Annotated in this window: 18 protein-coding genes, 1 tRNA gene and 1 riboswitch; of the genes, 12 read left to right on the top strand and 7 right to left on the bottom strand. The window is 72.1% G+C overall.

What is annotated here, in order from left to right; all coding sequences use genetic code 11:
• Positions 1-238: 238 nt before the first annotated feature.
• Positions 239-2,335 carry an asparagine synthase-related protein gene (locus ACFQVC_RS39025; RefSeq protein ID WP_381840234.1) on the bottom strand — a complete coding sequence of 699 codons (2,097 nt, stop codon included), beginning with the start codon at positions 2,333-2,335 and terminating at the stop codon, positions 239-241.
• Between the two features lie 581 nt (positions 2,336-2,916).
• Between ACFQVC_RS39025 and ACFQVC_RS39020 the strand changes: the two genes are divergently transcribed.
• The 4 genes from ACFQVC_RS39020 to ACFQVC_RS39005 all read left to right on the top strand — a co-directional run bounded on the left by ACFQVC_RS39020 (position 2,917) and on the right by ACFQVC_RS39005 (position 8,017).
• A complete protein-coding gene (locus tag ACFQVC_RS39020; protein WP_381840231.1) occupies positions 2,917-4,356 on the top strand; it encodes an MFS transporter in 1,440 nt (479 codons plus the stop codon).
• An 87-nt stretch (positions 4,357-4,443) separates the two neighbouring features.
• Positions 4,444-5,640 (top strand): L-2-hydroxyglutarate oxidase, encoded by a 1,197-nt coding sequence (gene lhgO / locus ACFQVC_RS39015; RefSeq protein WP_381840228.1) that lies wholly within the window; start codon positions 4,444-4,446, stop codon positions 5,638-5,640.
• Between the two features lie 73 nt (positions 5,641-5,713).
• The gene (trmB, locus tag ACFQVC_RS39010; RefSeq protein WP_381840225.1) at positions 5,714-6,532 is read left to right on the top strand and encodes a tRNA (guanosine(46)-N7)-methyltransferase TrmB; all 819 of its coding nucleotides are present in this window, start codon (positions 5,714-5,716) and stop codon (positions 6,530-6,532) included.
• Between the two features lie 162 nt (positions 6,533-6,694).
• Positions 6,695-8,017 (top strand): PrsW family intramembrane metalloprotease, encoded by a 1,323-nt coding sequence (locus ACFQVC_RS39005; protein ID WP_381840222.1) that lies wholly within the window; start codon positions 6,695-6,697, stop codon positions 8,015-8,017.
• On the opposite strand, the gene ACFQVC_RS39000 is transcribed toward ACFQVC_RS39005, so the two are convergent.
• The 6 genes from ACFQVC_RS39000 to ACFQVC_RS38975 all read right to left on the bottom strand — a co-directional run bounded on the left by ACFQVC_RS39000 (position 8,009) and on the right by ACFQVC_RS38975 (position 14,797).
• A complete protein-coding gene (locus tag ACFQVC_RS39000) occupies positions 8,009-8,953 on the bottom strand; it encodes an aldo/keto reductase (RefSeq protein ID WP_381840219.1) in 945 nt (314 codons plus the stop codon). The genes ACFQVC_RS39005 and ACFQVC_RS39000 overlap by 9 nt on opposite strands.
• A gap of 179 nt (positions 8,954-9,132) precedes the next feature.
• Positions 9,133-10,221, bottom strand: coding sequence for a M23 family metallopeptidase (locus ACFQVC_RS38995; protein ID WP_381840216.1), 1,089 nt, complete (start codon positions 10,219-10,221; stop codon positions 9,133-9,135).
• An 11-nt stretch (positions 10,222-10,232) separates the two neighbouring features.
• Positions 10,233-10,415, bottom strand: a riboswitch (cyclic di-AMP (ydaO/yuaA leader).
• Positions 10,416-10,617: 202 nt separating this feature from the next.
• Positions 10,618-11,790, bottom strand: a complete 1,173-nt coding sequence (locus ACFQVC_RS38990) for a PP2C family protein-serine/threonine phosphatase (RefSeq protein WP_381840213.1) — start codon at positions 11,788-11,790, stop codon at positions 10,618-10,620.
• Between the two features lie 88 nt (positions 11,791-11,878).
• Complete coding sequence (locus tag ACFQVC_RS38985; protein ID WP_381840210.1) at positions 11,879-13,195, bottom strand: MDR family MFS transporter; 1,317 nt, start codon at positions 13,193-13,195, stop codon at positions 11,879-11,881.
• Positions 13,192-14,265: a PLP-dependent cysteine synthase family protein gene (locus tag ACFQVC_RS38980; protein ID WP_381840207.1), complete on the bottom strand. Its 1,074-nt coding sequence runs from the start codon at positions 14,263-14,265 to the stop codon at positions 13,192-13,194. The genes ACFQVC_RS38985 and ACFQVC_RS38980 overlap by 4 nt, the downstream gene beginning before the upstream one ends.
• A gap of 76 nt (positions 14,266-14,341) precedes the next feature.
• Positions 14,342-14,797: a hypothetical protein gene (locus ACFQVC_RS38975; protein ID WP_381840204.1), complete on the bottom strand. Its 456-nt coding sequence runs from the start codon at positions 14,795-14,797 to the stop codon at positions 14,342-14,344.
• Positions 14,798-15,058: 261 nt separating this feature from the next.
• On the opposite strand from ACFQVC_RS38975, the gene ACFQVC_RS38970 reads away from it, so the two are divergent.
• The 8 genes from ACFQVC_RS38970 (at position 15,059) to ACFQVC_RS38935 (ending at position 24,701) form a co-directional block, all read left to right on the top strand.
• A tRNA-Met gene (locus ACFQVC_RS38970) sits at positions 15,059-15,132 on the top strand.
• 94 nt (positions 15,133-15,226) lie between these two features.
• Positions 15,227-15,886: a hypothetical protein gene (locus ACFQVC_RS38965; RefSeq protein ID WP_381840201.1), complete on the top strand. Its 660-nt coding sequence runs from the start codon at positions 15,227-15,229 to the stop codon at positions 15,884-15,886.
• A 303-nt stretch (positions 15,887-16,189) separates the two neighbouring features.
• Positions 16,190-19,300: an amino acid adenylation domain-containing protein gene (locus ACFQVC_RS38960; protein ID WP_381840199.1), complete on the top strand. Its 3,111-nt coding sequence runs from the start codon at positions 16,190-16,192 to the stop codon at positions 19,298-19,300.
• A gap of 7 nt (positions 19,301-19,307) precedes the next feature.
• Positions 19,308-20,093, top strand: coding sequence for a leucyl/phenylalanyl-tRNA--protein transferase (locus tag ACFQVC_RS38955; RefSeq protein ID WP_381840196.1), 786 nt, complete (start codon positions 19,308-19,310; stop codon positions 20,091-20,093).
• 149 nt (positions 20,094-20,242) lie between these two features.
• The gene (locus tag ACFQVC_RS38950; protein ID WP_381840193.1) at positions 20,243-20,980 is read left to right on the top strand and encodes an N-acetyltransferase; all 738 of its coding nucleotides are present in this window, start codon (positions 20,243-20,245) and stop codon (positions 20,978-20,980) included.
• A 99-nt stretch (positions 20,981-21,079) separates the two neighbouring features.
• Positions 21,080-22,186 carry a methyltransferase gene (locus tag ACFQVC_RS38945; RefSeq protein ID WP_381840190.1) on the top strand — a complete coding sequence of 369 codons (1,107 nt, stop codon included), beginning with the start codon at positions 21,080-21,082 and terminating at the stop codon, positions 22,184-22,186.
• Complete coding sequence (locus ACFQVC_RS38940; protein ID WP_381840187.1) at positions 22,183-24,030, top strand: acyl-CoA dehydrogenase family protein; 1,848 nt, start codon at positions 22,183-22,185, stop codon at positions 24,028-24,030. The genes ACFQVC_RS38945 and ACFQVC_RS38940 overlap by 4 nt, the downstream gene beginning before the upstream one ends.
• Positions 24,027-24,701, top strand: a complete 675-nt coding sequence (locus ACFQVC_RS38935) for a thiaminase II/PqqC family protein (RefSeq protein WP_381840184.1) — start codon at positions 24,027-24,029, stop codon at positions 24,699-24,701. Before ACFQVC_RS38940 ends, ACFQVC_RS38935 begins: the two co-directional genes overlap by 4 nt.
• The last annotated feature ends 31 nt before the right edge of the window (positions 24,702-24,732 follow it).

Below are 24,732 nucleotides of genomic sequence, written 5' to 3'. Positions count from 1 at the left end.
GAGTTTTCGGGGCGGTGAGTCGGCGGGGACGGGGCGCGGGCACACGCCGGACCCCACCTCGGCCCCTCGACGTCACCCCCCGGACCCCACCTCGGCCCCTCGACGTCACCCCCCGGACCCCACCTCGGCCCCTCGACGTCACCCCCCGGACCTCACCTCGGCCCCTCGACGTCACCCCCCGGACCTCACCTCGGCCCCTCGACGTCACACCGCCCCGCACACTCCGCGCCCCTCGACGTCACACCCCGGACGGGCTGGACCTGCTGCCCAGCGCACCCCTCTGTGGCGTGATTCCCGAAGGCACCGCACGCGCGCGTGCCGGGGTTCCGGTCCAGCAGGTGCCGCGGCGGGAGAGGAGGCGGCGGAGCCAGAGTTCGGTGGAGACGAGTTCGGCGAGGCCGTCCAGCGGGAGCGACTCGCCGTCGGCGGCGGCGCGCAGGGCCTTCTGTACGACGCGGCCCTCCACGATGCCGGCCTGCGCGAGCAGCGGTGCGGCGAACAGGTCGACCAACTCCTCGACGGCGACCCGCAGTCCGGTGCCGACGGCGGCGGCCGACGAGGCGTGTGAGGTGGCGCCCCAGCCCGGCGGCAGCTCGGTGACTCCGGCGCCCTCCAGGACCGTACGCAGTATGTCGGCGCGGGCGCCGGGCTGGACCCGGAGGGCCGCGGGCAGCGCACGGCAGGCGCGGACGACTTGGTTGTCGAGGAAGGGCGCGTGCAGGCGCTGGAAGCGGACCTCGGCGGCTTGTTCGAGGACGCGCAGGTCGGCCGCGTGCCGGGCCAGGGCGGCACGCGCGCGTAGTTCACCGGGATGCTGTCCGGGGCCGGGACCCGGGCGGGTCGCCGACTGCTCCAGACGAACCGATACTTCAGCCAGGGCCTCACCCGTCAGCCAGCGCGCGGCCGGTCCGGGTCTGGCCCAGGTCAGCGCGGCGAGCGAGGCGCCGACCGCGCCGATGGGTTCCTCGAACCGGCCGTCGCGCAGGCGGACCGCGGCGCTCTCGATGCCCGCCCTATAGGAGGTGCGGGCCAGCCGGCGGGCCGCGCCATACACCCTTGTGGGGACCAGAACCGAACCTTCCGCTTTCGCCAACGCGGCTACGGGGCGCACCAGATGGCGGCGCCGCCGGTCCATCAGGAGGTCGGCGAGGCGGGCCGGGTGGGCGTCGAGCACCTGCCGGGCGCCGTAACCGGTGAGGTGGTCGGCGCTGCCGGAGGCGAGGCGCGCGCGGTGGCGGGCGGCCGTCACCAGGGACGGCCCCGGCTCGTCGGTCAGCGGGCCGTCCAAGTCGGCGTAGGGCAGGGCCTCTTCGCCCGCCGCGACGACGACATGGTGCAGGCGCGGGTTGGCGGCGATGGCGCCGGCCCGTTCAAGTTCGGCCTCGCGGCCGCTGGTCGCCAGGTCGTTGAAGGTGACGGCGAGCAGCCGCTCCCCCGCGCCCGTGCCGTGTCCGAGCACCGTGCCCGGCAGTCCCGGCAGGCCCGCGGCGAGCAGGGCGAGGGTGCCGGAGGCCGGACCGCCGGAGAGGTCGGCGCCGATGCCGGGCACGGGCATGCGCGCGCTGCGGCGTTCGGCCGGGCCCATGCCGGGCACCGGGCCCGGGTCGATGTCCGGTACGTGGCGCGGGGCGGCCAGGCGGGTGCGCACCGCCTCCACGAGAGCGTCCCGAACACCGTCCACCGCGCGCGTGGCGTCCATTTGCGGTGCCGCCACGGCGAGCGAGGCCACCGCTTCGTACCCGGCGATCTCCCGGGCGCCGTCCCGCAGGATCAGGGCGTGGCCGGGCGGAATACGGCTGACGCCGAGGTAAGGCGTGGAGTCCTGCAGGGCCTCGGGGACATCGGGGCAGGCGAGCAGCGCCGCGAGGTGGCCGATGTCGAGGTGGGCCTCGATGAGGTCGGCCAGGGGCAGCGCCGCGGTCGCGAACGCCGTACCGCCCGCCCAGGGGGTGTAGAAGACGGGGCGTGCGCCCGCCAGGTCGCCGGCGACGGTGACGCGGCGGCCCACCTGGACGACCGCGGTGTAGCTGCCGGGCCAGGCGGTGAGATGGCGCAGGGCGCCGCCGCGCGCCGCGAACAGACCGACGCGCAGCTGCTCGTCGCTCGCGCCGCAGGTACCGAGCACGGCGATACGGGTCTGGGCGTCGGCCTTGACGACGCGCACCTCGTCGGGGCGCCAGTCGCCGACGGCCCACAGCGGGTCGGGATCGCCCCACAGAAGCTGGGAGCCCACGGGGTGCACGGTCTCCGATCCGTCACCGCCGTCGACGGCGCCCGCACCAGGGGTCGCCGAGATCTTCGCGGTGGTACTGCTCCACCCCACCAACCACCGCATCGCCGCCTCCACAGGCTGTGGACAACCGAGACCGAAGGAACTCGGGTCCATGCTGCCACGAAGCAGGCGCGCGAGAGGGGTTGCGTAAGGTCGGGCGCACACCTCAATGCGCCCCCGAAAACGGACAGTTGCGACACCTCGGGGGTGTAGGGGGACCGTCGATATTTGGCCAATGTGGCGGGCCGCCGCAACGGCCCCGCGCGGAGATGATGTTGGCGAATTACGGCGCACGGGCCGCCCGGGGGCTCACAGTCCGGGAGGCGCCCATCGCCTCCCGGACCGCTCCGCCGCCCGCGGGGATGGAGGCGGCGGTGTCCCCCAGCCCACTGGATCCAGTGTGCAGTGGGCCGACCCACGCATCCCCATGGAAACGCCCCCGCATATGTCCGAGAAGAGCGCACGGGCGGGCGCACGGCCACACGCCCGGAGCACAACGAGTGCCGTCCGCACTCCTGTACAGACAACAATCTCGCCATCCGGAACCTTGCCTCTTAACGCTTGGAATGCGGGGAACTACGCTGGGTTTACGAATGCCGCGCGGTTATGCCACTGCGGCAGCCGTCTGTGTCGAGGGGTGGCGCATGTCCAGGGAGCAACGCGGGCCGAACGAAAAACTCGGCGCCGTTCTCGCCCTCGCGGGAATCAGCAACGCAGGGCTCGCGCGAAGGGTCAACGACCTTGGCGCACAGCGCGGGTTGACCCTTCGCTACGACAAAACCTCGGTGGCCCGCTGGGTCTCCAAGGGCATGGTGCCCCAGGGCGCCGCGCCTCATCTCATCGCCGCCGCGATCGGCCAGAAACTCGGCCGTCCGGTTCCGCTGCACGAGATCGGTCTCGCGGATGCCGACCCAGCGCCCGAAGTGGGCCTCGCCTTCCCCCGTGACGTGGGCGCGGCGGTGAAGTCCGCGACCGAGCTGTACCGCCTCGACCTCGCCGGACGCCGGGCGGGAAGTGGCGGAATCTGGCAGTCCCTTGCCGGCTCGTTCGCCGTGAGCGCCTACGCGACCCCCGCGTCCCGCTGGCTGATAACCCCCGCCGACAGCTCGGTGGAGCGACCTCTCGACAGCGTGGATCCGGCCGTCGTGGCCGCGGACGAGCTTCCGCAGCGCGTCGGCCACAGCGATGTCCACAAGCTCCGCGAGGCCGCCGAGGACGCCCGCCGCTGGGACTCCAAGTACGGGGGTGGCGACTGGCGTTCATCGATGGTGCCCGAGTGCCTGCGGGTCGAGGCGGCCCCGCTGCTGCTCGGCTCGTACTCCGACGAAGTGGGCCGCGCACTGTTCGGGGCGACGGCCGAACTCACCCGGCTCGCCGGGTGGATGGCCTTCGACACGGGCCAGCAGGAGGCCGCGCAGCGCTACTACATCCAGGCCCTGCGCCTGGCCCGCGCGGCGGCCGACGTCCCGCTCGGCGGGTACGTCCTGGCGTCGATGTCCCTGCAGGCCACCTACCGCGGCTTCGGCGACGAGGGCGTGGACCTCGCGCAGGCCGCCCTGGAGCGCAACCGCGGCCTCGCCACCGCCCGCACCATGAGCTTCTTCCGGCTCGTCGAGGCGCGGGCACACGCGCGTGCCGGTGACGCACAGGCCGCCGGCGCCGCGCTCAAGGCCGCCGAGGGCTGGCTCGAGCGTGCCCGGGACGGCGACAACGACCCGCAGTGGCTCGGCTTCTACTCCTACGACCGCTTCGCCGCGGACGCCGCCGAGTGCTACCGCGACCTGAAGGCACCGCGCCAGGTGCGCCGCTTCACCGAGCAGGCGCTGTCGAAGCCGACGGAGGAATTCGTCCGCTCGCACGGCTTACGCCTGGTGGTCAGCGCGGTCGCCGAACTGGAGTCGGGCAATCTGGACGCGGCGTGCGCCCAGGGCCTGCGCGCGGTCGAAGTGGCCGGACGGATCTCTTCCGCCCGCACCACCGAGTACGTACGCGACCTGCTGCACCGGCTCGAACCGCACGGTGACGAGCCCCGGGTCGCGGAGCTGCGCGAGCGGGCGAGGCCGCTGCTTGTGGCCCCGGCGTAATTCCATGATCCTTTCCGCCATGATCCTTTGGGACCTGCAGGCATTGTCAGTGGCGCAGTGCACTATCGGACCTGGGAGGTGTGGCGCGTGACGTACGACTGCGACGTGCTGGTGATCGGCGGCGGAATCGTCGGCCTGTCGACGGCGTATGCCCTCACCCGCGCCAGGCCCGGCACGCGCGTGACCGTCCTGGAGAAGGAGAGCGGCCCGGCCCGCCACCAGACGGGGCGCAACAGCGGCGTGATCCACAGCGGGATCTACTACAAGCCGGGCTCCCTGAAGGCGCGGTATGCCGTGCGCGGCGCCGCCGAGATGGTCAAGTTCTGCGCGGAGTACGGCATCGCGCACTCCGTCACCGGCAAGCTGATCGTCGCCACCGACCGCGCGGAGCTGCCCCGTCTGCACGCGCTCGTGCAGCGCGGCAGGGAGAACGGCATTCCGGTGCGCGAGCTCGGCCCCGCGCAGATCTCCGAGTTCGAGCCGGAGATCAGCGGCCTCGCCGGTATCCATGTCGGCACCACCGGAGTGTGCGACTTCAAGGCGGTGGCCGCTCAGCTGGCACTCGGCTCGGGGGCGGACGTGCGCTACGGCGCGGAGGTCGTGCGCATCGACCGCCGCCCCGAGCGCGGGGTCGCGGTGCGCACGGCGGCCGGCGAGATCATCCGCGGCCGCGTCCTCGTCAACTGCGCCGGGCTGCAGTGCGACCGGGTGGCCCGGCTCAGCGGCGACGACCCAGGCATGCGGATCGTGCCGTTCCGCGGTGAGTACTACGACCTCGTCCGCCCCGGCCTCGTGCGCGGCCTGGTCTACCCGGTGCCGGACCCGGCCTTCCCGTTCCTCGGCGTGCACCTCACGCGCGGTGTCGACGGCAGCGTCCACGTCGGGCCCAACGCGGTGCCCGCGCCCGCGCGCGAGGGGTACGACTGGTCGGTCGTGCGCCCCCGCGATCTGGCCGACACCCTCGCCTGGCCCGGCACCTGGCGCATAGCGCGCCGCCACTGGAAGTACGGAGCGGGCGAGGTGCACCGCTCCCTCTCCAAGAGCGCCTTCACGGAAGCGGTGCGGCGCCTGCTGCCCCGCGTGACCGAGGACGATCTGCACCCGGCCGCCTCCGGAGTGCGGGCCCAGGCGGTGCTGCGCGACGGCACGCTGGTCGACGACTTCCTGATCCGCGAGGCGCCCCGCACGGTCCATGTCCTGAACGCCCCGTCGCCCGCGGCCACCGCCTCCCTGCCGATCGGGCGCGAGGTTGCCCGGCGGGCGCTTGCCTCACTGGAGGGGTGAGCGGCGCCCACCGCGCGCGTGCGGCGGGCAGCCGCCCCGCCCCCGCGCCGGGCGCCGTAAAATCACCCGTACTGTGTCTGATTTCTCCGCGCCCGAATCCGCGCCCATCCCCGACGACCGCGCCGCGGACACCGCTCCCGAGGCATCCCGCCGCAGCCGCCCCAAGGGCGAGCCCCGCTTCCCCGACGGCCCCGCGCCCGATCCGGCGGGCTCGCACCACGAGCGCCGGATCCGCAGCTTCCAGCCGCGCCGCAGCCGGGTCACCACCAGCCAGGCCGAGTATCTGCAGCGGCTCTGGCCCAAGTGGGGCCTGGACATCGACGGCCTCCGGCGGCTCGATCTGGACGAGATGTTCGACGGTCTGCCCGTCGTCCTGGAGATCGGCTTCGGCATGGGCGAGGCCACCGCGCAGATGGCGGGCGACGACCCGGCCACCGGGATCCTCGCGGTCGATGTGCACACCCCCGGCATGGGCAATCTGCTCGGCCTCGCCGACCGCAACGGCCTGACCAACATCCGGGTGGCCAACGGCGACGCGATCATCCTGCTCCGCGAGATGCTGCGTCCCCAGTCCCTCGACGGCCTGCGCGTCTACTTCCCCGACCCCTGGCCGAAGAAGCGCCACCACAAGCGCCGGCTGATCCAGCCCGAGTTCCTCACGCTCGCCGCGCCCTCCCTCAAGCCGGGTGCGCTCGTCCACTGCGCGACCGACTGGGAGCCGTACGCGGAGCAGATGCTCGAAGTGCTGACCGCGCACCCCGGCTACGAGAACACCCAGGAGGACGGCGGCTACGCCCCGCGCCCCGCCCACCGCCCCCTGACCCGCTTCGAGGGCCAGGGCCTCGACAAGGGTCACGTGGTCCACGACCTGCTGTTCCGCCGCACAGGCTGAGAGACCGAGCGAACGGGCCCGGCCGGACCCGGGCCCCAGCCACGGGCCGGCCCCGCACCCCCGTACCGCACGGGTCCGCCCCGCACCCCGTACCGCACGAAATCCGCCTCATCCCCAAGGCACCGTCGCGCCGACTGCGAGGCGCTCGTTAGGGTCGGGGCCGTGACCGTCTCGCCGCTGCCTCCGACTCCGCCCGGCGCCCCCGCCGGTCCGCGGACGGGCAGGCCCGCGCACTGGTGGCAGCGGCGCTCGGTCAAGGCAGGGGCGCTGATCACGCTGCTCGCGCTCTCCGGTCTGGTGATCCTGGCCCTGGTCAGGGAGCAGACCGGAACCGAGGGCTTCCTGGTCGGGCTCGGTCTCGCCGTACTGCCCGTGCCCCTGCTCATAGCCGCGTTCCGCTGGCTGGACCGTGTGGAGCCGGGCCCCTGGCGGAACTTGATCTTCGCTTTCTCCTGGGGCGCCTGCGCGGCCGCGCTGATAGCGATCGTCGCGAACTCCTTCGCGACCCGGTGGATAGCGACCGCCACCGCCGACCCGACGAGCGCGGACACCCTCGGCGCGACCGTGATCGCACCGGTCGTCGAGGAGCTGGCCAAGGCGGCCGCCGTCCTGCTGGTCTTTCTGTTCCGCAGACGGGACTTCACCGGCATCGTCGACGGCGTGGTGATAGCCGGGGTCACCGCCACCGGCTTCGCGTTCACCGAGAACATCCTCTATCTGGGCAACGCCTACGGCACGGACGAGGCCAGCGGCATCAAGGGCCTCGCCCTGGACTCGGTCACCGCCGCGACCTTCTTCGTCCGGATCGTCATGTCCCCCTTCGCGCACCCGCTGTTCACGGTCCTGACCGGGATCGGCTTCGGCATCGCGGCGCTCTCCGCGCACCGCCAGCGCGCCCGCCGGCTGCTGCTCCCGGCCGGCGGGCTGCTGCTCGCGATGGGGATGCACTCCATCTGGAACAGCTCGTCCAGCTTCGGCGACTACGGCTTCTTCGCGGTGTACGCGGCCTTCATGCTGCCCGCGTTCGCGCTGCTCACCTGGCTGACGATCTGGACCAGACAGCGTGAGCTGCGCACCATTCGCGCCGAGTTGCCCGCTTACGCCGCGGCCGGCTGGATCGGCCTGCAGGAGCCCTACGCCCTGTCCTCCATGCGGGCCCGCCGGATGGCCCGTGAGTACGCCGCGTACAACGGTGGTCCGGCCGCGGCCCGGGTCGTCGCCGAGTACGAGGCCTTCGTGACCTCGCTCGCGTTCCTCCGGCACCGGGGGCGCCGCGGCCGCGCGGGCGCGGAATTCATCGCCCGGGAGCGCGAGTTGCTGACCGAGATCTGGGCCCGCCGTGACGTGGCCCGCCCGGCCCTCGGCTACGCGGCCAGGGCGACGGCCCCACTCCCCATACCGCCGCCACAGCCGCACACGTACACCTACACGAACACGCTGCCGTATCCGCAGACGTACGCCTACAACCCCTACCGCTCAGGCTGAGGCCGCGGTGAGCTCCGCGATGTCCGCCTCGGTCAGTTCGAGAGCGGCGACTTCGAGGAGTGCGGGGAGCTGCCCGACCGTGCGGGCCGACGCGATCGGCGCCACCACGGTGGGCTGGGCCGCGAGCCAGGCGAGGGCCACCGTCGCGAGCTCCGCGTCGTGCGCGGCCGCCACCTTGTCCAGGGCGGCCAGGACCTTCCGGCCCCGCTCGGTGGCGAGGTGCTTGCCCGCGCCCTCGGCCCGCGCGCTGTCCACATCGGCGCCCGGCCGGTACTTGCCGGTGAGGAAGCCGGAGGCCAGGGCGTAGTAGGGCACGGCGGCGAGACCGCCCTTGGAGGCGACTTCCTGGAGCTCGCCCTCGTAGGTGTCGCGCGAGACGAGGTTGTAGTGCGGCTGCAGCGCCGCATAGCGGGCCAGGCCCTCGCGCTCGGCGAACTCCAGGGACTCGCGCAGCCGCTCGGGCGAGATGTTGGAGGCGGCGACGGCCCGGACGGTGCCCGCGCGGACCAGTTCGTCGAGCGTGGACACGATCTCCTCGACCGGCACCGACGGGTCGTCGTAGTGCGTGTAGTAAAGGTCGATGTAGTCGGTGCCGAGCCGGCGCAGGGACGCCTCGACTCCGGCCTTGATGGTGGCGGGAGCGAGACCGCGGAGCTCGGGGTGGGCGCCGACCTTGGTGGCGATGACGACATCGGAGCGGTTGCCGCGGGCGGCAAGCCACTTGCCGATCAGGGTCTCGGACTCGCCGCCCTGATTGCCGGGCACCCACGCGGAGTAGGCGTCGGCGGTGTCGATGAAGTTGCCGCCGGCCTCGGTGTAGGCGTCGAGCACGGCGAAGGAATGCTCCTGGTCGGCGGTCCAGCCGAAGACATTGCCGCCGAGTGCCAGCGGGAAGACCTCGAGGTCGGAGGAGCCAAGGGTGCGCAGAGAAGTCATACGGTGATCAACAACCGCCGCCTGCGGGGATATTCCGGACAGGAACCCGCAGGGGCCCGGACAGGACCCCGCAGGACGGCGCCGTTGAAGACATGCCTCACCTCACCGATGGCATGCCTTGGACCGACAGCCCTGACGTCGGGGGGTAGGCCGCCAGGACTGCCGGAATCCAGGTGATGTCAGGGGTTGAGGCCCTTGCTCTGCAGCCATGCCGCCGGGTCGACCAGCTCGCCGCCGGACTTGACCTCCAGGTGGAGGTGCGGCCCTGTGGAGTTGCCGGTGGAGCCGACACGGCCGATGACATCGCCGGTGGTGACCTTCTGGCCCACGCTGACGTTCATCGATGACTGGTGGTTGTACGCGATCTCCGTGCCGTCCTCGAGTTCGAGGACGGTGCGGTAGCCGTAACTGCCGGACCAGCCCGCTTCCTTGATGGTGCCGGTGTGCGTCGCCTTGATCGGCGTACCGGTCGGAGCGGCGAAGTCCAGGCCCGTGTGGTAGCCGGAGGCCCACATGGAGCCGGCCTGGCCGTAGGTGGTGGAGATCGTGTACGAGGAGAGCGGGAGCACAAAGCTCCTGGCCAGCTTGGCGAGGCGCTCGGCCTCCGCCTTGCGGCGGGCCTCTTCCTCCGCCTTGCGCTTGGCCTCGGCGGCCTTGCGCTCGGCCTCGCTCTGCTGCGCCGCGGCCTTCTCGGCGGCGGCCTTGGCGGCGGCGTCGGCCGCGGCGGCCTGCTCGGCGGCGGCCGCTTCGTCCTGCTTGGACTCGGCCTGCTGCATGATGCGGGTGCGCAGGGCCTCGCCGGCGTCGGCCGACTGGGCCTGCGGCTCGCCCCCGATCTCGGCGACCGGAGTGGCGGCGGATGCGGCGGTGGCCTGGGTGACCCCCGAGAACCCGGAGTCGTCACCGGAGTCCGAAGACCCGGAGTCGTCGGATATCAGCGAACCGACGCCCGGCAGCGACTCGGCCTCGGGCAGCGAGTCGGTGACACCCGAGAGGTCGGGCAGGGATATCGGTACCGGAGGACGGTCCTTGGCGGTCGCGATGCCGCCCGCTCCGACGGCGGCGATGACGCCGACGCCGAGGACCGTGGAGCTACGCGCGAAACCGCCGCGCTGCTTGCCGACGCGGTGCCTGCCACGTACGGGGCGAATGGACTCCTCGGTGGGGTTCCACTCTTCCCAGGGCTCCTCGTCGTAGCCGAACTCATGGTCGGCGTCCGGAACATACGAGGATTCGGCGGTCCTGCTTCGGCCAGACGGGGTCGCCACGGGGGCGCACTCCTTTCCTTCCTTCTCGCCTACCGGGTTAGCTGACGGGTTCGGAACAGGAAGGTTTCCTACGGGCGCCTCGGTGCCGTGACCATCTCTGCGGACTCCGCAGTGGACAGTCCCGGCGAAGGTGTCCGATTCACCCCAAGTTGGTGGTTCCCCGGCTCCCTTGCGGGATTAAGCGTGTGCGCACGGAGCCGACTCTTGTGACGGCTGGGACGACCGCGCTGCGTTATCGAACGTTAATAGACAGCGGTACCGGATTCCAAGCTGTTCCGGCTGATCGTTCATGGCTATGGCCAGGGCTTAATAGGACACGAGGGGGCGGAACCGGGCGAGTTGACCCGCGCTTACCGCGATTCTTTGGCCTCCCTTTTGCTGACGGTTCGTCAGTTGTTATGCGGAGGGCTGCTCTTCCCTCACTGAGGGTGAGGGTGCGGGCCGCCGTACCGCGAGCAGCGCCATGTCATCGGTCGTCCCACTGCCCCCGGTGTGCGCTCGTACCTCATCGGCCACAGTGGTGAGCAGAGCGTCGGGCTCGGCGAACATCCGGCCCCTGAGGCGCGCTGCCGGGTTGTAGAACGCGCCCTGCTCGTCACGCGCCTCGGACAGGCCGTCCGTGTAGAAGAGCAGCGTGGCCCCGCACGGAAAACCCGCCTCCTCCGCGTGGTCCGGCCAGGTCCCCAGGTCGCCCATGCCGAGCGGCAGCGCCGCCTGGGCGGGGCGCAGCACCCGCAGCACCCCGTCCGCGTAGAGCATCAGCGGCTCCGGGTGGCCGCGGTTGATGAGGCGTACGGCCTCCTGCTCGTGCGGCAGCTCCGCGAGCACCGCGGTCGTGAAGCCCTCGAAGGCGTCGAGGCCGTCGCGCCGGGTGCCCTCACGCGCGAGGGCCCGTTCCAGGCGCTGTGCCACCGCCTCCAGGGTGGCCTCCTGCTCGGCGGCCTCGCGGAAGGCACCGATCACGACCGCGACCGCCTCGACCGCGCCGAGCCCCTTGCCGCGTACGTCGCCGACGATCAGCCGGACGCCGTGCGGGGTGTCCTGCACCGCGTACAGGTCACCGCCGATGAACGCGTCCGCCTGCGCGGCCTCGTACCGCGCGGCCACCTCGAAGCCCCCGATCCGGCCATCGGGCTCGGGCAGCACGGCCCGCTGGGCGGCCTCGGAGATCTCCCGCGCGGAGGCCAGCTTCTCGCCCCGGTGGCGTACGACGACATTGATGAGGACGGCCAGGGCGGCCACGGTGATCACATTGACCAGTTCCGTGGCCTCCTGAGGGCGGCCGAGGGTGCCGTAGTGCAGCTGGAGGCCGAGGACGGAGAGCGAGGCGGCGATTCCGGTCAGCAGGGTGGCGGCGAGCCCGAAGAACGGAGCGGCGATCAGCGGCGCCGCCGAGAACAGCGGCGCGGCGGTGAAGCGGGGCGGCGTGAGCAGCGCGGAGATCAGGCCGACCACGACGAGCAGCACCGGCAGGGCGCGTACGAAGGAGTGCGCGTGCGTGAGGTGGGGTGCCTTCCGCTTTCCGTGCTCGTCCGGGTCCTCGCCCGCACTGCCTCCTGGCTGCCCCACCGGTATCTCCTGCCACATCCGCACCGCGGTGGCGGACCTGTGCCGCTCCCCACCCAGGGTTGACGCACCCGGGGCGGGGAGCGAGTCCTCAGCGGCCGTATGAGTTACCCGGCGGGTGCGTGCGAGCGCCCGGACCAGGCTCGCGGATCACATCCCGCACCGTCGCCCCCGGCACCGCAGATCGCCCTGCGGGCTCGTCCTCAAGCGCCGGACGGGCTGGATTTGCCAGCCACCCGCCACGGGCGAGCGACCCCACCGCCAGCGCGCAGGCCCCGCCCAGGGCCGCGAGGATCAGCCAGGTCAGTGCCGGGTTGCCGGTGCGCCGTGACAGGTCGAGCAGTGCGCCCGTGCCCAGGTTCCCCGCGGTGATGCCGATACCGCACACCGTGTTGTAGAGGCCGTAGTGCGTGGCCACCCAGCGGTCCCCCGCGAGGGCCACCACCGTGTCCATCTCGAACGGGTAGAGGACCGCGGTCCCCGCCGCGAGCACGGCCGCGCACACGAGGAGCGCCACCGCACCGCCGCCGAAGGCAGCGGGAGCGAGAAACGCGACCCCCATCAGGCCGAGCCCCGCCACCAGGCACTGGTCACGGGTCCAGCGCCGCTTGCACCAGTCGGTGATCCGCAGCTGCCCGAAGAGCGCGACCAGGCCCGAGACCACGAACAGGGCCGTCGTCACCACGGAGCTGTCCGCGGCGAGCGGCAGCGCCAGATAGACCTGGAAGGACAGGACGTACGAGCCGGTCATCGCGCCGGAGAAGAGCCAGAACGCCTTGTTGCCGAGTACGGTCCGCCACTGGCCGCGCTCCTCGCCCGCGCCCGGGGCCCGGCGGCGTACCGGCAGATACGCGATCTGCACGGCGGACAGGGCTGCGAACAGCACCGCCGAGACACCGCAGGCGAGCCGGAAGTCCACGCCGATCAGGGCGAGCCCGACGAGCGGCCCGAGCAGGATGCCCGCCTGGTAGAAGACGTTGAACAGCGCGAAGGCCTCGACGCGGCGTTCGGGACCGGCCTCGGCGGCGACGTACGCGCGTACCGCCGGATTGAACAGCGCCCCCGCGAGCCCGGTCGCCACCGAGGCGGCGAGCAGCACCGCCAGGCCGTCCGCGAAGGCGAGCGCCCCGAACCCGACGGTCCGCAGTGCGCACCCGGCGACGATGAGGGGCTTGAAGCCGAGCCGGTCCGCGAGCGCGCCGCCGACCAGGAACATGCCCTGCTGCGACAGGTTCCGGGCCCCGAGCACCAGGCCGACGGCCCAGGCGGCGAGCCCGAGGTCCCCCGACAGATGCGCGGCGAGGTACGGCATCAGCATGTAGAAGCCGAGGTTGATGGTGAACTGGTTGACGAAGAGCAGGCGGGCTGCGGGCTCGAAGGCGCCCACCCGCTTCCAGAGCGCGATCACCGGGCGGCCGTCCGGTCCGTGACGCGCCGGGTCCAGCCGTGCACCTCGCCTCGGCACGGCTCGTACGGCTCCGGGCGGTCGGGCACGGGGCCGCCGGTGAGACCGTCCCCGAGGCCGTTCCTGGCGCAGAACTCGTCGTTGAAGACGGTGTCGAAGTAGCGCTGGGGGCCGTCGGGGAACACGGCGGCGATCCGGGTGCCGCGCGGCCGGGTGCGCGCCAGCCAGCCGGCGACGAGGGCGACCGCGCCCACGCTCCAGCCGCCCGTCGCGAACTGCCGCTCCGCGAGCCGCCGGGCGCAGGCGACCGCCTCCGCGGGCCCCACCCAGTGGATCTCGTCGAAGGCCCCGTGGTCGACGTTGCGTGGATGGATCGAGGAGCCGAGGCCGCGCATGAGCCGGGGCCCGGCGGGCAGGCCGAAGATCGTGGACGCGATGGAGTCCACGCCCACGAGTTCGAGCGCCGGCATGGTCGAGGTACGCAGCGCACGGGCGATCCCCGCGGAGTGACCGCCGGTGCCCACGGCGCACACCAGGACGTCGATCTGCCCCAGCTGTCCGGCGAGTTCGGCCGCGAGCGGGCCGTACGCGTCCGGGTTGTCCGGGTTGTGGTACTGGTTCGGGCACCAGGCGCCCGCCATGTCCTTGGCACACATCAGCTCGGCGACCCGGTCCACGCGGGCCTGCTGCCAGCCGCCTTCGGCGCTCGGCTCGCGCACGAGATGCACCCGCACCCCGTGCGCGGCGAGCATCCGCTCGACGATCGGTTCGAGGCCCGGGTCGGTGACGATGTGCACGGGGTGTCCGTAGAGCACCCCGGCGAGCGCGAGGCCGAGGCCGAGGGTGCCCGATGTGGACTCGACGATGGGCTGCCCCGGCCTCAACTCGCCCCGGGCACGGGCGCGTTCGACCATGTGCAGGGCGGCGCGGTCCTTGATGCCGCCGAAGTTGAAGCCCTCGAGCTTGGCCCAATAGCCGCGGCCGCCCGGGTCGGCGGGGGGTGTGGGCTCGTCGATCCACAGGACGGGGGTGTTCCCCACGGCGGCCGCCGCGGGCAGGAGTTTGCTCAGCATGCGAGGCACAAGAGTGACCCTTCGGATACACGGATGTCGGATACGCGGATGAGTTGGCGTCGACTTCCCGTATCCGTCAGTTCCGGTCCACCCCAAGGGCGATGAGCAGGTCATGGCCGCTGCGGGCACTTCGCCCCGGGCCCGCCCTGACCGGCGCGCACAGCTCGCGCACCGCCGTCCGCACCGGCCACGTCCCGGCCTCGCGGCCCGGGTGCCCGCTGTCCGCACGCTCCGCCTGCTGCGCGGCCCAGTGGTGCTCGGCCGCGGCGTGCTCGCTCTGGCCGGGGCCAGGGCAGCCGTGGTGGCCGCCGCCACCGAGGGCGCCGCTCGTGACGGTGACCGCGCTCCTCGTGACGGTGACCGCGCCCTTCGTGGCGGTGAGCGCGCCGTCTGCGGCGGTGACCGCGCCGGGAGCGGGAGTGACCGCCGCATGGCCGTCCGCGTGGCACAGGCCCATGAACAGGGCGCACAGCACGAGTGCCAGCGCCACAACGGAACCGCCGCGCCGTCGCTCCCCTGCCACCCGCCTCATGCCACTCATAGTGCACGCGACACTACTGACCGCACACGCGGCTCCGCAATGACGGCCGTCGGGCAGGTGGCCGGATCGGCCACGCCCCATGACCGCCTCCACGGCCACGCCCCGAGGCCACGCCCCGAGGCCACGCCCCGAGGCCCCGTGCGGCGGCCGTGTGCGACGGGCGTGTGCGGCGGCCGTGTGCGGCGGCCGTGGGCGACGGGCGGCAATGTGGCGTGAGGCGTCCCGCGGATGGCGTATAGTTGTGTTCACCGACGCGGGGTGGAGCAGCTCGGTAGCTCGCTGGGCTCATAACCCAGAGGTCGCAGGTTCAAATCCTGTCCCCGCTACTGAAGACATCAGGCCCGGCACATTCAATGTGCCGGGCCTGATGCGTGCGATCCGCAGGTTCCGCGAACCGCCGCACGCTGTCACGCTGTTGGGATGGCAGAGGTGTTCTTACGACGGCTGAGCCGATGGCAGGCGGACCAGCAACGGGAAGCCATCGCCGATCTCTACGTCGCGTCCTACCGCGCATCGCCGGACCGGGAGTACCACGACCGCAGGACCTTTCTGCTGCGGTTCGCGCAGGACGTGCAGCGCCCGGGCTTCGACATGCTCATAGCCAGCGAGACCTCCCTGGTCGGGGCGGTCTACGGCTATCCGCCGAGCCGCGACGGCGAGTGGTGGCGAGGGCTGCGTGTCGAACCCGAGGAACACGCGGGCCGGGTCCAGGAGAGCGGCGCACCGGTGCAGGAGAACGGCGGCGGGATCCCGGAAAGCGGCGGGCGGGTCCAGGAGATCGAGGAACTCACCCTGTCCGGGCGGGTGTTCACCGTCGCCGAACTGATGGTGCTGCCCTCCAGGCGCCGCACCCACATCGCGGACCGCCTCCAGAAACAGCTCCTCGTCCGTGTGAACGCCGACCTCGTCACCACACTCCTCGAACCGACGAGCACCGCCGCTTCGGCCGCGTACGCCGCGTGGGGCTGGACCCGGACGGGCCGCCTCGAACCCGACAACGGGCGCCCGCCGTTCGACGTGTGGAGCACCCGCACCGCTCCGGCCGGCCGGAGCGCCGGAAGCGCCGGGACCACCCGCTGAACTCCCAGGTACAGGGCGTAAAAAGGGCGAGAACCCTACCCGGGTAGGGTTCTCATGCCGACTTTGGCGACTGCGGATTGATCGGACGGCGGCGCCGGAGCAAAGCTGAGCACCCATCTCGGGAGCAGGAACGATCGCCCCACGGTGCACAGCCTTCCCATCGGTGTGCCCGTTCACATACGGCCCGATCGTGCTTTCCACCCCGAGCGCAAGCCGCGGGAGACAGCCATGCCCGCGGGGCTCGTGAGGCATGCCGGGACGTCTGCCCACTGGGCCCCGCCCTGAACCGAACAGAGGGGACCAATGGCACACGACGCGACATCGTTCGTCCATGAGCGCTTCGCCCTCCGAGCCGCCGCACAGCCCGACGCCATCGCGGTGGAGCAGGGTGAGCAGCGCATCGCCTATGCCGAACTCGACGCGCGCGCCGATCAGTTGGCGCACCGGCTGCGCGGCCACGGAGTGGGCCGCGGCTCCGTGGTCATGGTCCACCTGGAGCGCTCGATCGACCTGATCGTGTCGCTGCTCGCCACACTGAAGGCCGGCGGGGCCTATCTGCCGGTGGAGCCCGGCGTGCCGGACTGCCGTATCGGCACGTTCCTGGAGGAGACGGAGTGCGCGACCGTCATCACCACCTCCGGCGAGCGGCACCGCTTCGACGGCAAGGGGCTCACGGTCCTCGACCCCGCCGCAGGCCCCGAGCGCCGAAGTGACTCAACTCCCCTTGTCCGTACGGACGTCGAGGGCTCCGACAGCGCCTACGTCATCTACACCTCCGGCTCCACCGGTGCGCCCAAGGGGGTGCGGGTCGACCACGACTCGGTGGCCTATCTGCTCCGCGAGATCAACGAGCGGTACGGCATCGGCCCTTCCGACCGGGTGCTGCAGTTCGCCGCCATCACCTTCGACACCTCCCTGGAACAGATCCTCGTCGCTCTGCTCAACGGGGCGACGCTGATCCTCCCCGACCGGGTCTGGGCGCCCAGCGAGTTCGCCGGGCGGCTGACGGCGTACGGCGTCACGGTGATGGATCTGACCCCGTCGTACTGGCGTGCCTTTCTGGGCGAACTCGCCGTCTCACCGGCCGAGTTGTCCGTCCGGCTCACCCTGGTCGGCGGCAGTGCGGTGCACGCCGAGGACTGCCGGATCGCGCTGCGCCTGATGCCGCACTCGCGCCTGGTCAACGCCTACGGGCTGACCGAGACCACCATCACCTCCTGCACCATGGAGATCACCCCGCAGGTGCTGCCCGAGCACGGCCCGGTCCCGGTCGGCCGTGCGCTGCCGGGCACCGTCGTCCGCGTGCTCGACGAGGATCTGCGCCCGGTGCCGGACGGCACGCACGGCGAGGTCTACATCGGCGGCCCCGGTGTCGCCCACGGCTATGTGAGCGAGGGCGCCGACCACTCACGGTTCCTGCCCGATCCGCTGGCCGCGGCACAGGACCCCGGCGCCCGCCTGTACCGCACCGGCGACCTGGGCGGACTCACCCGCGCCGGCGACCTGGAGGTGGTCGGCCGCGTCGACCGGCAGATCAAGGTGCGCGGCTTCCGGGTCGAGCCCGCCGAGATCGAAGCGGCGCTCTCCGCCCATGAGCTGATCGCGGACGCCGCGGTGAAGTCGTACTGCCGCCGCGGGGAGCTGGAGATCGCCGCGTACTACGTACTGGCACCAGCTCCGGTCCAGGCCCAGGCCCAGACCGAGACCCGGGATCCGGCGGACGGGCCGCAGCTCGGCTCCCGTGATGTGCGTGCCTATCTCACCGGGCGCCTGCCCGCCTACATGGTGCCGACGGCCTTCGTGCCGCTGCCCGAGATGCCGGTGAAGTCCAACGGCAAGGTCGACACGGACGCTCTGCCGCTGCCGGAGCTGTGCGCACTGACGACCGGGGCCCCCGAGGCGCAGGCGGCCGGGGCCGCGGCCGAGCCGGAAGAGCAGGACTTCACCCCGCTGGAGCGGGCCGTCGCCGGGATCTGGCGCCAGGTGCTGGGCGTGGAGCAGGTCGCGCCGGACGCCAACTTCTTCGACATGGGCGGAAATTCACTGCTCGCCGCCGAGCTGCTCGCGAAGGTACGGGCCTCGCTCGGCATCATGATCACTCAAGTGCGGCCGCTGATCCGGCTGTTGCTGGACGACGCGACCCTGCGCGGTTTCGCCGCCGCCGTCGAGTCGGCCAGGGCCGGCACGCTCAGCAGCGACGCCAAGCAGATCGACTTCGCCGCCGAGGCCGAGCTCGGCGACATCGACATCCGGCGCACCCCGGCCGACCCGGCCTCCTGGCAGAACCCGGCCCATATCTTCCTCACCGGCGCCACCGGCTTCCTCGGCATCTACCTGCTGCGGGAGCTGCTCGCCCGCACCGAGGCCACCGTGCACTGCCTGGTCCGCGCCGACGACGCCGAAGGGGCGATGCGGCGGCTGCAGGCCAACGCCCTGCACTACTTCCGCGACGATCTCGCCGAGCACCGCGCGAGCGGCCGCGTCATCGCCGTACCCGGCGACCTCGCCGAGCCCCGCCTCGGCCTGACCGAGCGTGACTTCGACCGCCTCGCACAGATCGTCGACGTGATCCACCACCCCGGCGGACTCGTCAACTTCATCTATCCGTACGCGCACATGCGGCCCGCCAACGTCGAAGGCACCCGCGAGATCATCCGGATGGCCGCCCGGTACCGCAACGCGCCCGTGCACTACACCTCCACCATGGCGGTGATCTCCGGCTTCGGCACCGCGGGCGTCCGCCATGTCACCGAGAAGACCCCGGCCGCGCACCCCGACCATCTGTCCGTCGGCTATGTCGAGAGCAAGTGGGTCGCCGAGGCGCTGCTGCAGAACGCCGCCGAGGCCGGTCTTCCGGTGGCGGTCTACCGGGCCGCCGACATCTCCGGGGACCGCAAGTGCGGCGCCTGGAACACGGCGACCGAGATGTGCGCGATGAAGAAGTTCATCGTCGACACCGGAATGTCCCCGGTCGCCGAACTCCCCCTGGACTACACGCCGGTGGATGTCTTCGCCGCGGCGGTCGCGCATATCGCCGCCACCTCCCTGCCGCAGGGCGAGGTCTACCACCTCACCAACCCCGGCAAGACGAATGTCTCCGTGCTCACCGACCGGCTGCGCGCCCACGGCCACACCATCCGCGACGTGCCCTGGGACGAATGGCTCGACCAGGTCGTCAGGACCGCGGTGGAGCAGCCGGGGCACCCCATGACGCCCTTCGCGCCGCTGTTCATCGACCGCTGCTCCACGGGCGAGATGAGCGTCGCGGAAATGTATCTGGAGACGACGTTCCCGGTCTTCACACGGGACAACGTCGACGCCGCCCTGCAAGGCAGCGGTATCGAGATCCCGCCGGTGGACGGCGAGATGCTCGACCGGTACATCCGGTATCTGTCCGCCATCGACTTCCTGTGAGGCGGCCGTGCTGCCACCCGCTGTGACCCGGCCGCGCTCGGCCTGGGAGAACCTGGATCTGACGGCCGCACCCACCGAGGGACCGGTGGCGTTCGGCGACGACCTGCGCCCGCAGAGCCTGCTCGGCGCCTACCGGCGGGGCCTGTACCCGTTCCCCGCGGGCAGCGTCGAGCAGCGCTTCCTCAACGAGATGATGTACGAGGCCGAGGTCGACGCGGGCCGCGTGCAGATGCTCGCCGGCGTCAAGGAGCCCTACTCCGTGGCCTGGTGCTGCCCCGATCCCCGGCCGCTGATCCTCCTCGACCAGGTCAAGGTCCAGCGCAGCCTGCGCCGTATGCTGCGCGCCGCCACGACCTGGACGACCACGGCCGACGCCTGTTTCGAGCGCGTGGTCGCGCAGTGCCGCGAGGGCCGCTCCGAACGCTGGCTCACCGACGGCCTCCTGTCCAGCCTGTGCCGGCTGCACAAGCTCGGCTACGCGCACAGCGTGGAGGTGTGGGAGGACGGGGAACTCATCGGCGGCACCTTCGGCGTCCGTGTGGGTTCGGTGTTCAGCGCCGACTCCCAGTTCACCCTGCGCAGCGGCGCGGGCAAGGCGGCGGTCACGGATCTGACCCGCCGCTTCGCCGAGGCGGGCGGCGCCGCCGTCGACGTACAGCAGGACAGTGCGCATGTCCGCCTCCTCGGGGCCCGGCCCGTGCCGCGCACGCACTACCTGGAACTCCTCCGCGCCCCGCACTCCGGCGTGCCCCTGCCCACCGGGGCGCTGCCCGCGAGCCGCCTGGCCGACTGATGGCCGGTCCATTGATGTCGGGCCCATTGATGTCCGGTCCATTGATGTCCGGTCCATTGATGTCCGGTCCATTGATGTCGGGCCCATTGATGTCCGGTCCATTGATTCCCGGTCCATTGATTCCCGGCCAACTGACCCTGGAGGTCGTGATGTCGCGCGCCCCACGCACCGCCTCGCTCGCCGAACGGCCCGACCTCGAAGAGGGCCTGCTGACCATGGAGTCGTCCTGGCCGGCGTACATCCGCCCCGACCCGGTGCTCGTGCACTGGGCGTTCGAGCGCCACGCCGGGCATCAACTCGCCTTGTACGAGGGCGAGTCGACGGTCGTGGCGCGCGCCGCCACCGTCCCGCTCGCCTGGGACGGCGACCCCGGCTCGCTGCCCGACACCGGCTGGGACGAGGCGCTGCGCCAGTGCCTCGCCGACACCTACGGCGAGCGGAAGTTCACCGCGCTGTGCGCCCTGGAGATCGCCGTGGTGCCGGGGCGCAGGGGCGAGGACCTGTCGGCGCGCACACTCGCCGCCCTCGCGGACCACGCCCGGCGTGCGGGCCTCGCCGACATCGTCGTACCGGTGCGGCCCAGCCTGAAGCACACCGAGCCGCACGTCCCGATGGCCGAGTACGCCGCCCGCACCCGCCCGGACGGGCTCCCCCACGACCCCTGGCTGCGTGTGCACGTCCGCGCGGGCGGCCAGGTCCTGAAGGTCTGCCCGGTGTCGATGACGGTCTCCGGCAGCCTCGCACAGTGGCGCGCCTGGACCGGTCTGCCCTTCGACACCAGCGGCCCGGTGGAGGTGCCGGGCGCGCTCGCCCCGGTCGCGGTGGACATCGACCGCGATCACGCCGTGTACGTCGAACCCAACGTGTGGGTGCGGCACCGGCTCTGAGGCCCCAGCCCCTCCTTCCTCCCCGTACACCGATGCCTGCCTCTCCCCGTCTCTTCCTTCCTCTCCCTTCCTCGTACTGCCAACGGAGGTCGAACCACCATGAACAGCACCGCAGTTGAGCGCACCCCCGCCGAGCGCATGCGGCTTCGCGCCGCCCTGATCGAGCGCATCGGCGGCTATATGACCGCTCACTCCATCGGCCTCGCCGCGGAACTCGGCCTGGCAGATCTCATCAAGGACGGCATACGCGACAGCAAGGAGCTCGCCGCCGAGAGCGGTACGCACGAGCCGTCCCTGCGCCGTCTCCTTCGCACCCTCGCAGCGGTGGGCATCACGACCGAGCCCGAGCCGGGCCGGTTCGCCCTGACCGACGTCGGCGCCCAGCTGCGCTCCGACTCCCCCGACTCCCTCCGTGCCTTCTCGCGGGTCTTCTGCCACCCCTCCCTGTTCGCCGCCTGGGCCGGGCTCGGCCACACCGTCAGCACCGGCGAGCCGGGCTATGACCAGGTGTTCGGCAAGGATTTCTACAGCCACCTCTCCGAACAGGCCGACCTGAGCGCCCTGTTCAACGAGGCCATGGGCGAGGAGTCGAGGATCGCCGCCGGACAGCTCGCCGCTGGTTACGACTTCTCCGGCGTCGAGAAGGTCGTGGACCTCGGCGGTGGCGACGGCACACTGCTCGCCGCCGTCCTGCCGCGCTACCCGCAGCTGCGCGGCGTGGTCTTCGACAGCCAGAGCGGCGTGGCCGAGGCGCCCGGCGTCCTGAAGGAGGCGGGTGTCACCGACCGCTGCGAGGTCGTCGCGGGCGACTTCTTCCAGGACATCCCCGGCGACGGCGACCTCTACATCATCAAGAGCGTCTTCCAGGACTGGAGCGACGAGGACTCCGTCGCCCTCCTGCACTCCGTACGGGGGCAGATCCCCGAGTCGGCCACGCTCCTGATCGTGGGCACCGTGCTGCCCGAAACGGCCTCGCCCGAGCACCCCATCATGTTCTTCACCGACCTGAACATGCTGGTCAACACCGGTGGCCGGGAGCGCACCGAGAGCGAGTTCCGGGCCATGCTCGCCGCCACGGGCTTCGCCGTGGAGTCGGTCGGCATCGGCGCCGCGGGCCCGCTCTCGATCATCAAGGCCACCCCCGCCCCTGACTCGGCCCCCGCCTCGGGCTCGGCTCCGGGCTCGGGCTCGGACTCGGCCCGGTGACGGCGCCGAGCTTCGGTGCGGAGCTGTTCCTCGGACGGCTCCGCACCGGCCTTCTGGCCCTGCCGGCCGGTGACCCCGGCCGGCTGCCCGACACTGACGAGCAATTCCTCGCCCGGCTCCGGGAGTTCTGTGCCACCGAGGTCGACGGCAGCCTGATCGAGCGCGATGACCGCATCCCGGACCGGGTGATCGAAGGGCTCAAGGACCTCGGGGCGTTCGCCATCAGGATTCCCCGCGAGTACGGCGGTCTCGGCCTGTCCGGCGTCTGCTATCTGCGGGCCCTGATGACCGTGAGCGGCGTCCACTCGGCGCTGAGCGAGCTGCTCGCGGCGCACCAGGCCATCGGACTGCCGCAGCCGCTGGCGCTGTTCGGCACCGAGGAGCAGAAACGGGAGTTCCTGCCGCGCTGCGTCCGTGAGATCTCCGCGTTCACCCTCACCGAGCCCGACGTCGGCAACGACCCGTACCGGGTACGCACCACGGCCGTCCTGGACCGCGCCACGAACACGTACACCCTCAACGGGGTGAAGCTGTGGGTGACCAACGGCGTCATCGCCGATCTGCTGGTGGTGATGGCGCGGGTGCCGGGCTCCGGCGAGGACGGGAGCGGGAGCGGGAGCGGGAGCGGGGACGAAGGCGGGAGCGAGGGCGGGCGCGGGGCCGATGTCGGTGCCGGTGACCCGGGCGGCGACCTGACCGCCTTCATCGTCGAGGCCGAAAGCCCCGGCGTGACCGTGGAGCACCGCAGCTCCTTCCTCGGCCTGCGCGGCCTGGAGAACGGCGTGATCCGGCTGCACGACGTCACCGTCCCGGCCGGCCACCGGATCGGCGCGGAGGGCGCGGGCCTGGACATCGCGCTCGCCGCGCAGGACACGGGCCGGCTCTCGCTGCCCGCCGTGTGCGCGGCGGCCGCGAAGTGGTGCCTGAAGACCGGCCGCGAGTGGGCGCGGGCCCGGGTGCAGGGCGGGCGGCCGATCGGTGAGTACGACGCGGTCGCGGGCAAGCTGGCGTTCATCGCGGCGACGGCCTTCGCCCTGGAGGCAATGGTCGAGGTCACGGGACACCACGCGGACCGCGGCGGCCACGACACCCGCCTGGAGGCCGAACTGGCCAAGCTGTTCGCCTCGGAGCAGGCCTGGCTCGTCGCGGACGACCTGATGCAGATCCGTGGCGGCCGCGGCTACGAGACGGCCGAGTCCGCGGCCGCCCGCGGCGAACGCGGCATCCCGGTCGAGCGGCTCCTGCGGGATCTGCGGATCGGCCGGATCTTCGACGGCTCGACGGAGGCCCTGCGGGCCTTCCTGGCGGAGGCGGTACTCGAACAGATCCGTGGCACAGGCGACTCGGGCACTCCCGCGCCGGAGGAGCCCGGTTCCGCCGGACCGCTCGCCGCACACCGGCGCTTCGCCGCCGACGCCGCCGCCGAACTCGCCGACCGCTTCCATGAGTTCGCCCGGCGCCCCGCCTGCGCGGCGGTCGACGACCACCAGCGCTACCTGGGCCGCCTGATCGACATCGGCGCCGAGCTGTACGCGATGACCGCCACCTGCGCATACGCCGATGCCCTCGCGGACCACGGCGAGGCACCGGCCGAACTGGCCGACGCCTTCTGCGCCCAGGCGGAGCGCCGGGTCGATTCGCTGTTCCTGGAGCTCGACGGGAACACCGACGTCGGGGACCGCACCCTCACCAGGCGGCTGCTCGGCGAGCGCTACACCTGGCTGGAGGAGGGCGTCGCCGACTCCTCCAGCGACGGCCCCTGGATCGTCGAACCGAAACCGGGCCCGTCGACGGTCCCGAATGTGCGCAGGACCGTACCGGCGGAGCGAAGGACGGCGTCATGAACGAAGAGGTCACCAGGATCATCCGCACCGCACAACAGCAGATGACCGCGCATGAGCCGTCCGGGCGCCCGGCACCCAACCGGTATCTCGACCTGCTCGAATCGGGCCGCCTCCCCAAGGAACAGCTGCGCGCGCTCGCGGGCGAGCTGTACCACCTGGTGAGCAGCGACCGGCGCAGCTTCGCGCTCGCCGCCACCCGCTTCCCCGACCCCGCGGGCGCCGACCTGTTCCTCACCCTGACCCAGGGAGAGACCGAGGCCCTGCGCCTGCTGCTCGACTTCGCGTCCGAACTCGGCCTGGAAGAAAAGGAGTTACGAGAGTACGAGCCACAGCCCCTGACCCAGGCCTACCCGGCCTTCCTGACCCGGACCGCGCTCTTCGGCACCCGCAGCGACCTGGCCCTCGCGCTGCTCGCGAACGTGGCCGATTCGGGCGCGGCCTACACCCGCGCCGCGGACGCGCTGCAGTCCTCGTACGGCTTCGGCGACACGGCGGTGGCCCACTTCCGCTACTTCGCCGCGACCCCGCAGGAGCTACTCGACCAGGCCGCCGCCACGATGGCGGCGGGCCTGGCCGGAGGCGACGACCCGGCCCAGGCGATCCGTACGGCGCGGATGGTGCACGCGTACGAGGAGACGTTCTGGGCCACGCTCGCCGACGCCACGGCCTGACCGCCCAGGGGCCCCGGCCCGGGGCCGGGCC

Source organism: Streptomyces monticola (assembly GCF_042665355.1).
Taxonomy (GTDB): Bacteria; Actinomycetota; Actinomycetes; order Streptomycetales; family Streptomycetaceae; genus Streptomyces; species Streptomyces monticola.
The sequence above is the reverse complement of the archived record's forward strand: the minus strand, read 5'-3'. Positions and strand labels throughout refer to the sequence as shown.

What these genes read in the sequence shown, in the direction of transcription:
- ACFQVC_RS38975 (WP_381840204.1), bottom strand. Translation starts at nt 14,797, where the DNA reads ATGAGGCGGGTGGCAGGGGAGCGACGGCGCGGCGGTTCCGTTGTGGCG.
- ACFQVC_RS39000 (WP_381840219.1), bottom strand. Translation starts at nt 8,953, where the DNA reads ATGACTTCTCTGCGCACCCTTGGCTCCTCCGACCTCGAGGTCTTCCCG.
- ACFQVC_RS38980 (WP_381840207.1), bottom strand. Translation starts at nt 14,265, where the DNA reads ATGCTGAGCAAACTCCTGCCCGCGGCGGCCGCCGTGGGGAACACCCCC.
- ACFQVC_RS38950 (WP_381840193.1), top strand. Translation starts at nt 20,243, where the DNA reads ATGTCGCGCGCCCCACGCACCGCCTCGCTCGCCGAACGGCCCGACCTC.
- ACFQVC_RS38945 (WP_381840190.1), top strand. Translation starts at nt 21,080, where the DNA reads ATGAACAGCACCGCAGTTGAGCGCACCCCCGCCGAGCGCATGCGGCTT.
- ACFQVC_RS39020 (WP_381840231.1), top strand. Translation starts at nt 2,917, where the DNA reads ATGTCCAGGGAGCAACGCGGGCCGAACGAAAAACTCGGCGCCGTTCTC.
- ACFQVC_RS38935 (WP_381840184.1), top strand. Translation starts at nt 24,027, where the DNA reads ATGAACGAAGAGGTCACCAGGATCATCCGCACCGCACAACAGCAGATG.
- ACFQVC_RS38965 (WP_381840201.1), top strand. Translation starts at nt 15,227, where the DNA reads ATGGCAGAGGTGTTCTTACGACGGCTGAGCCGATGGCAGGCGGACCAG.
- ACFQVC_RS38960 (WP_381840199.1), top strand. Translation starts at nt 16,190, where the DNA reads ATGGCACACGACGCGACATCGTTCGTCCATGAGCGCTTCGCCCTCCGA.
- ACFQVC_RS39025 (WP_381840234.1), bottom strand. Translation starts at nt 2,335, where the DNA reads ATGCGGTGGTTGGTGGGGTGGAGCAGTACCACCGCGAAGATCTCGGCG.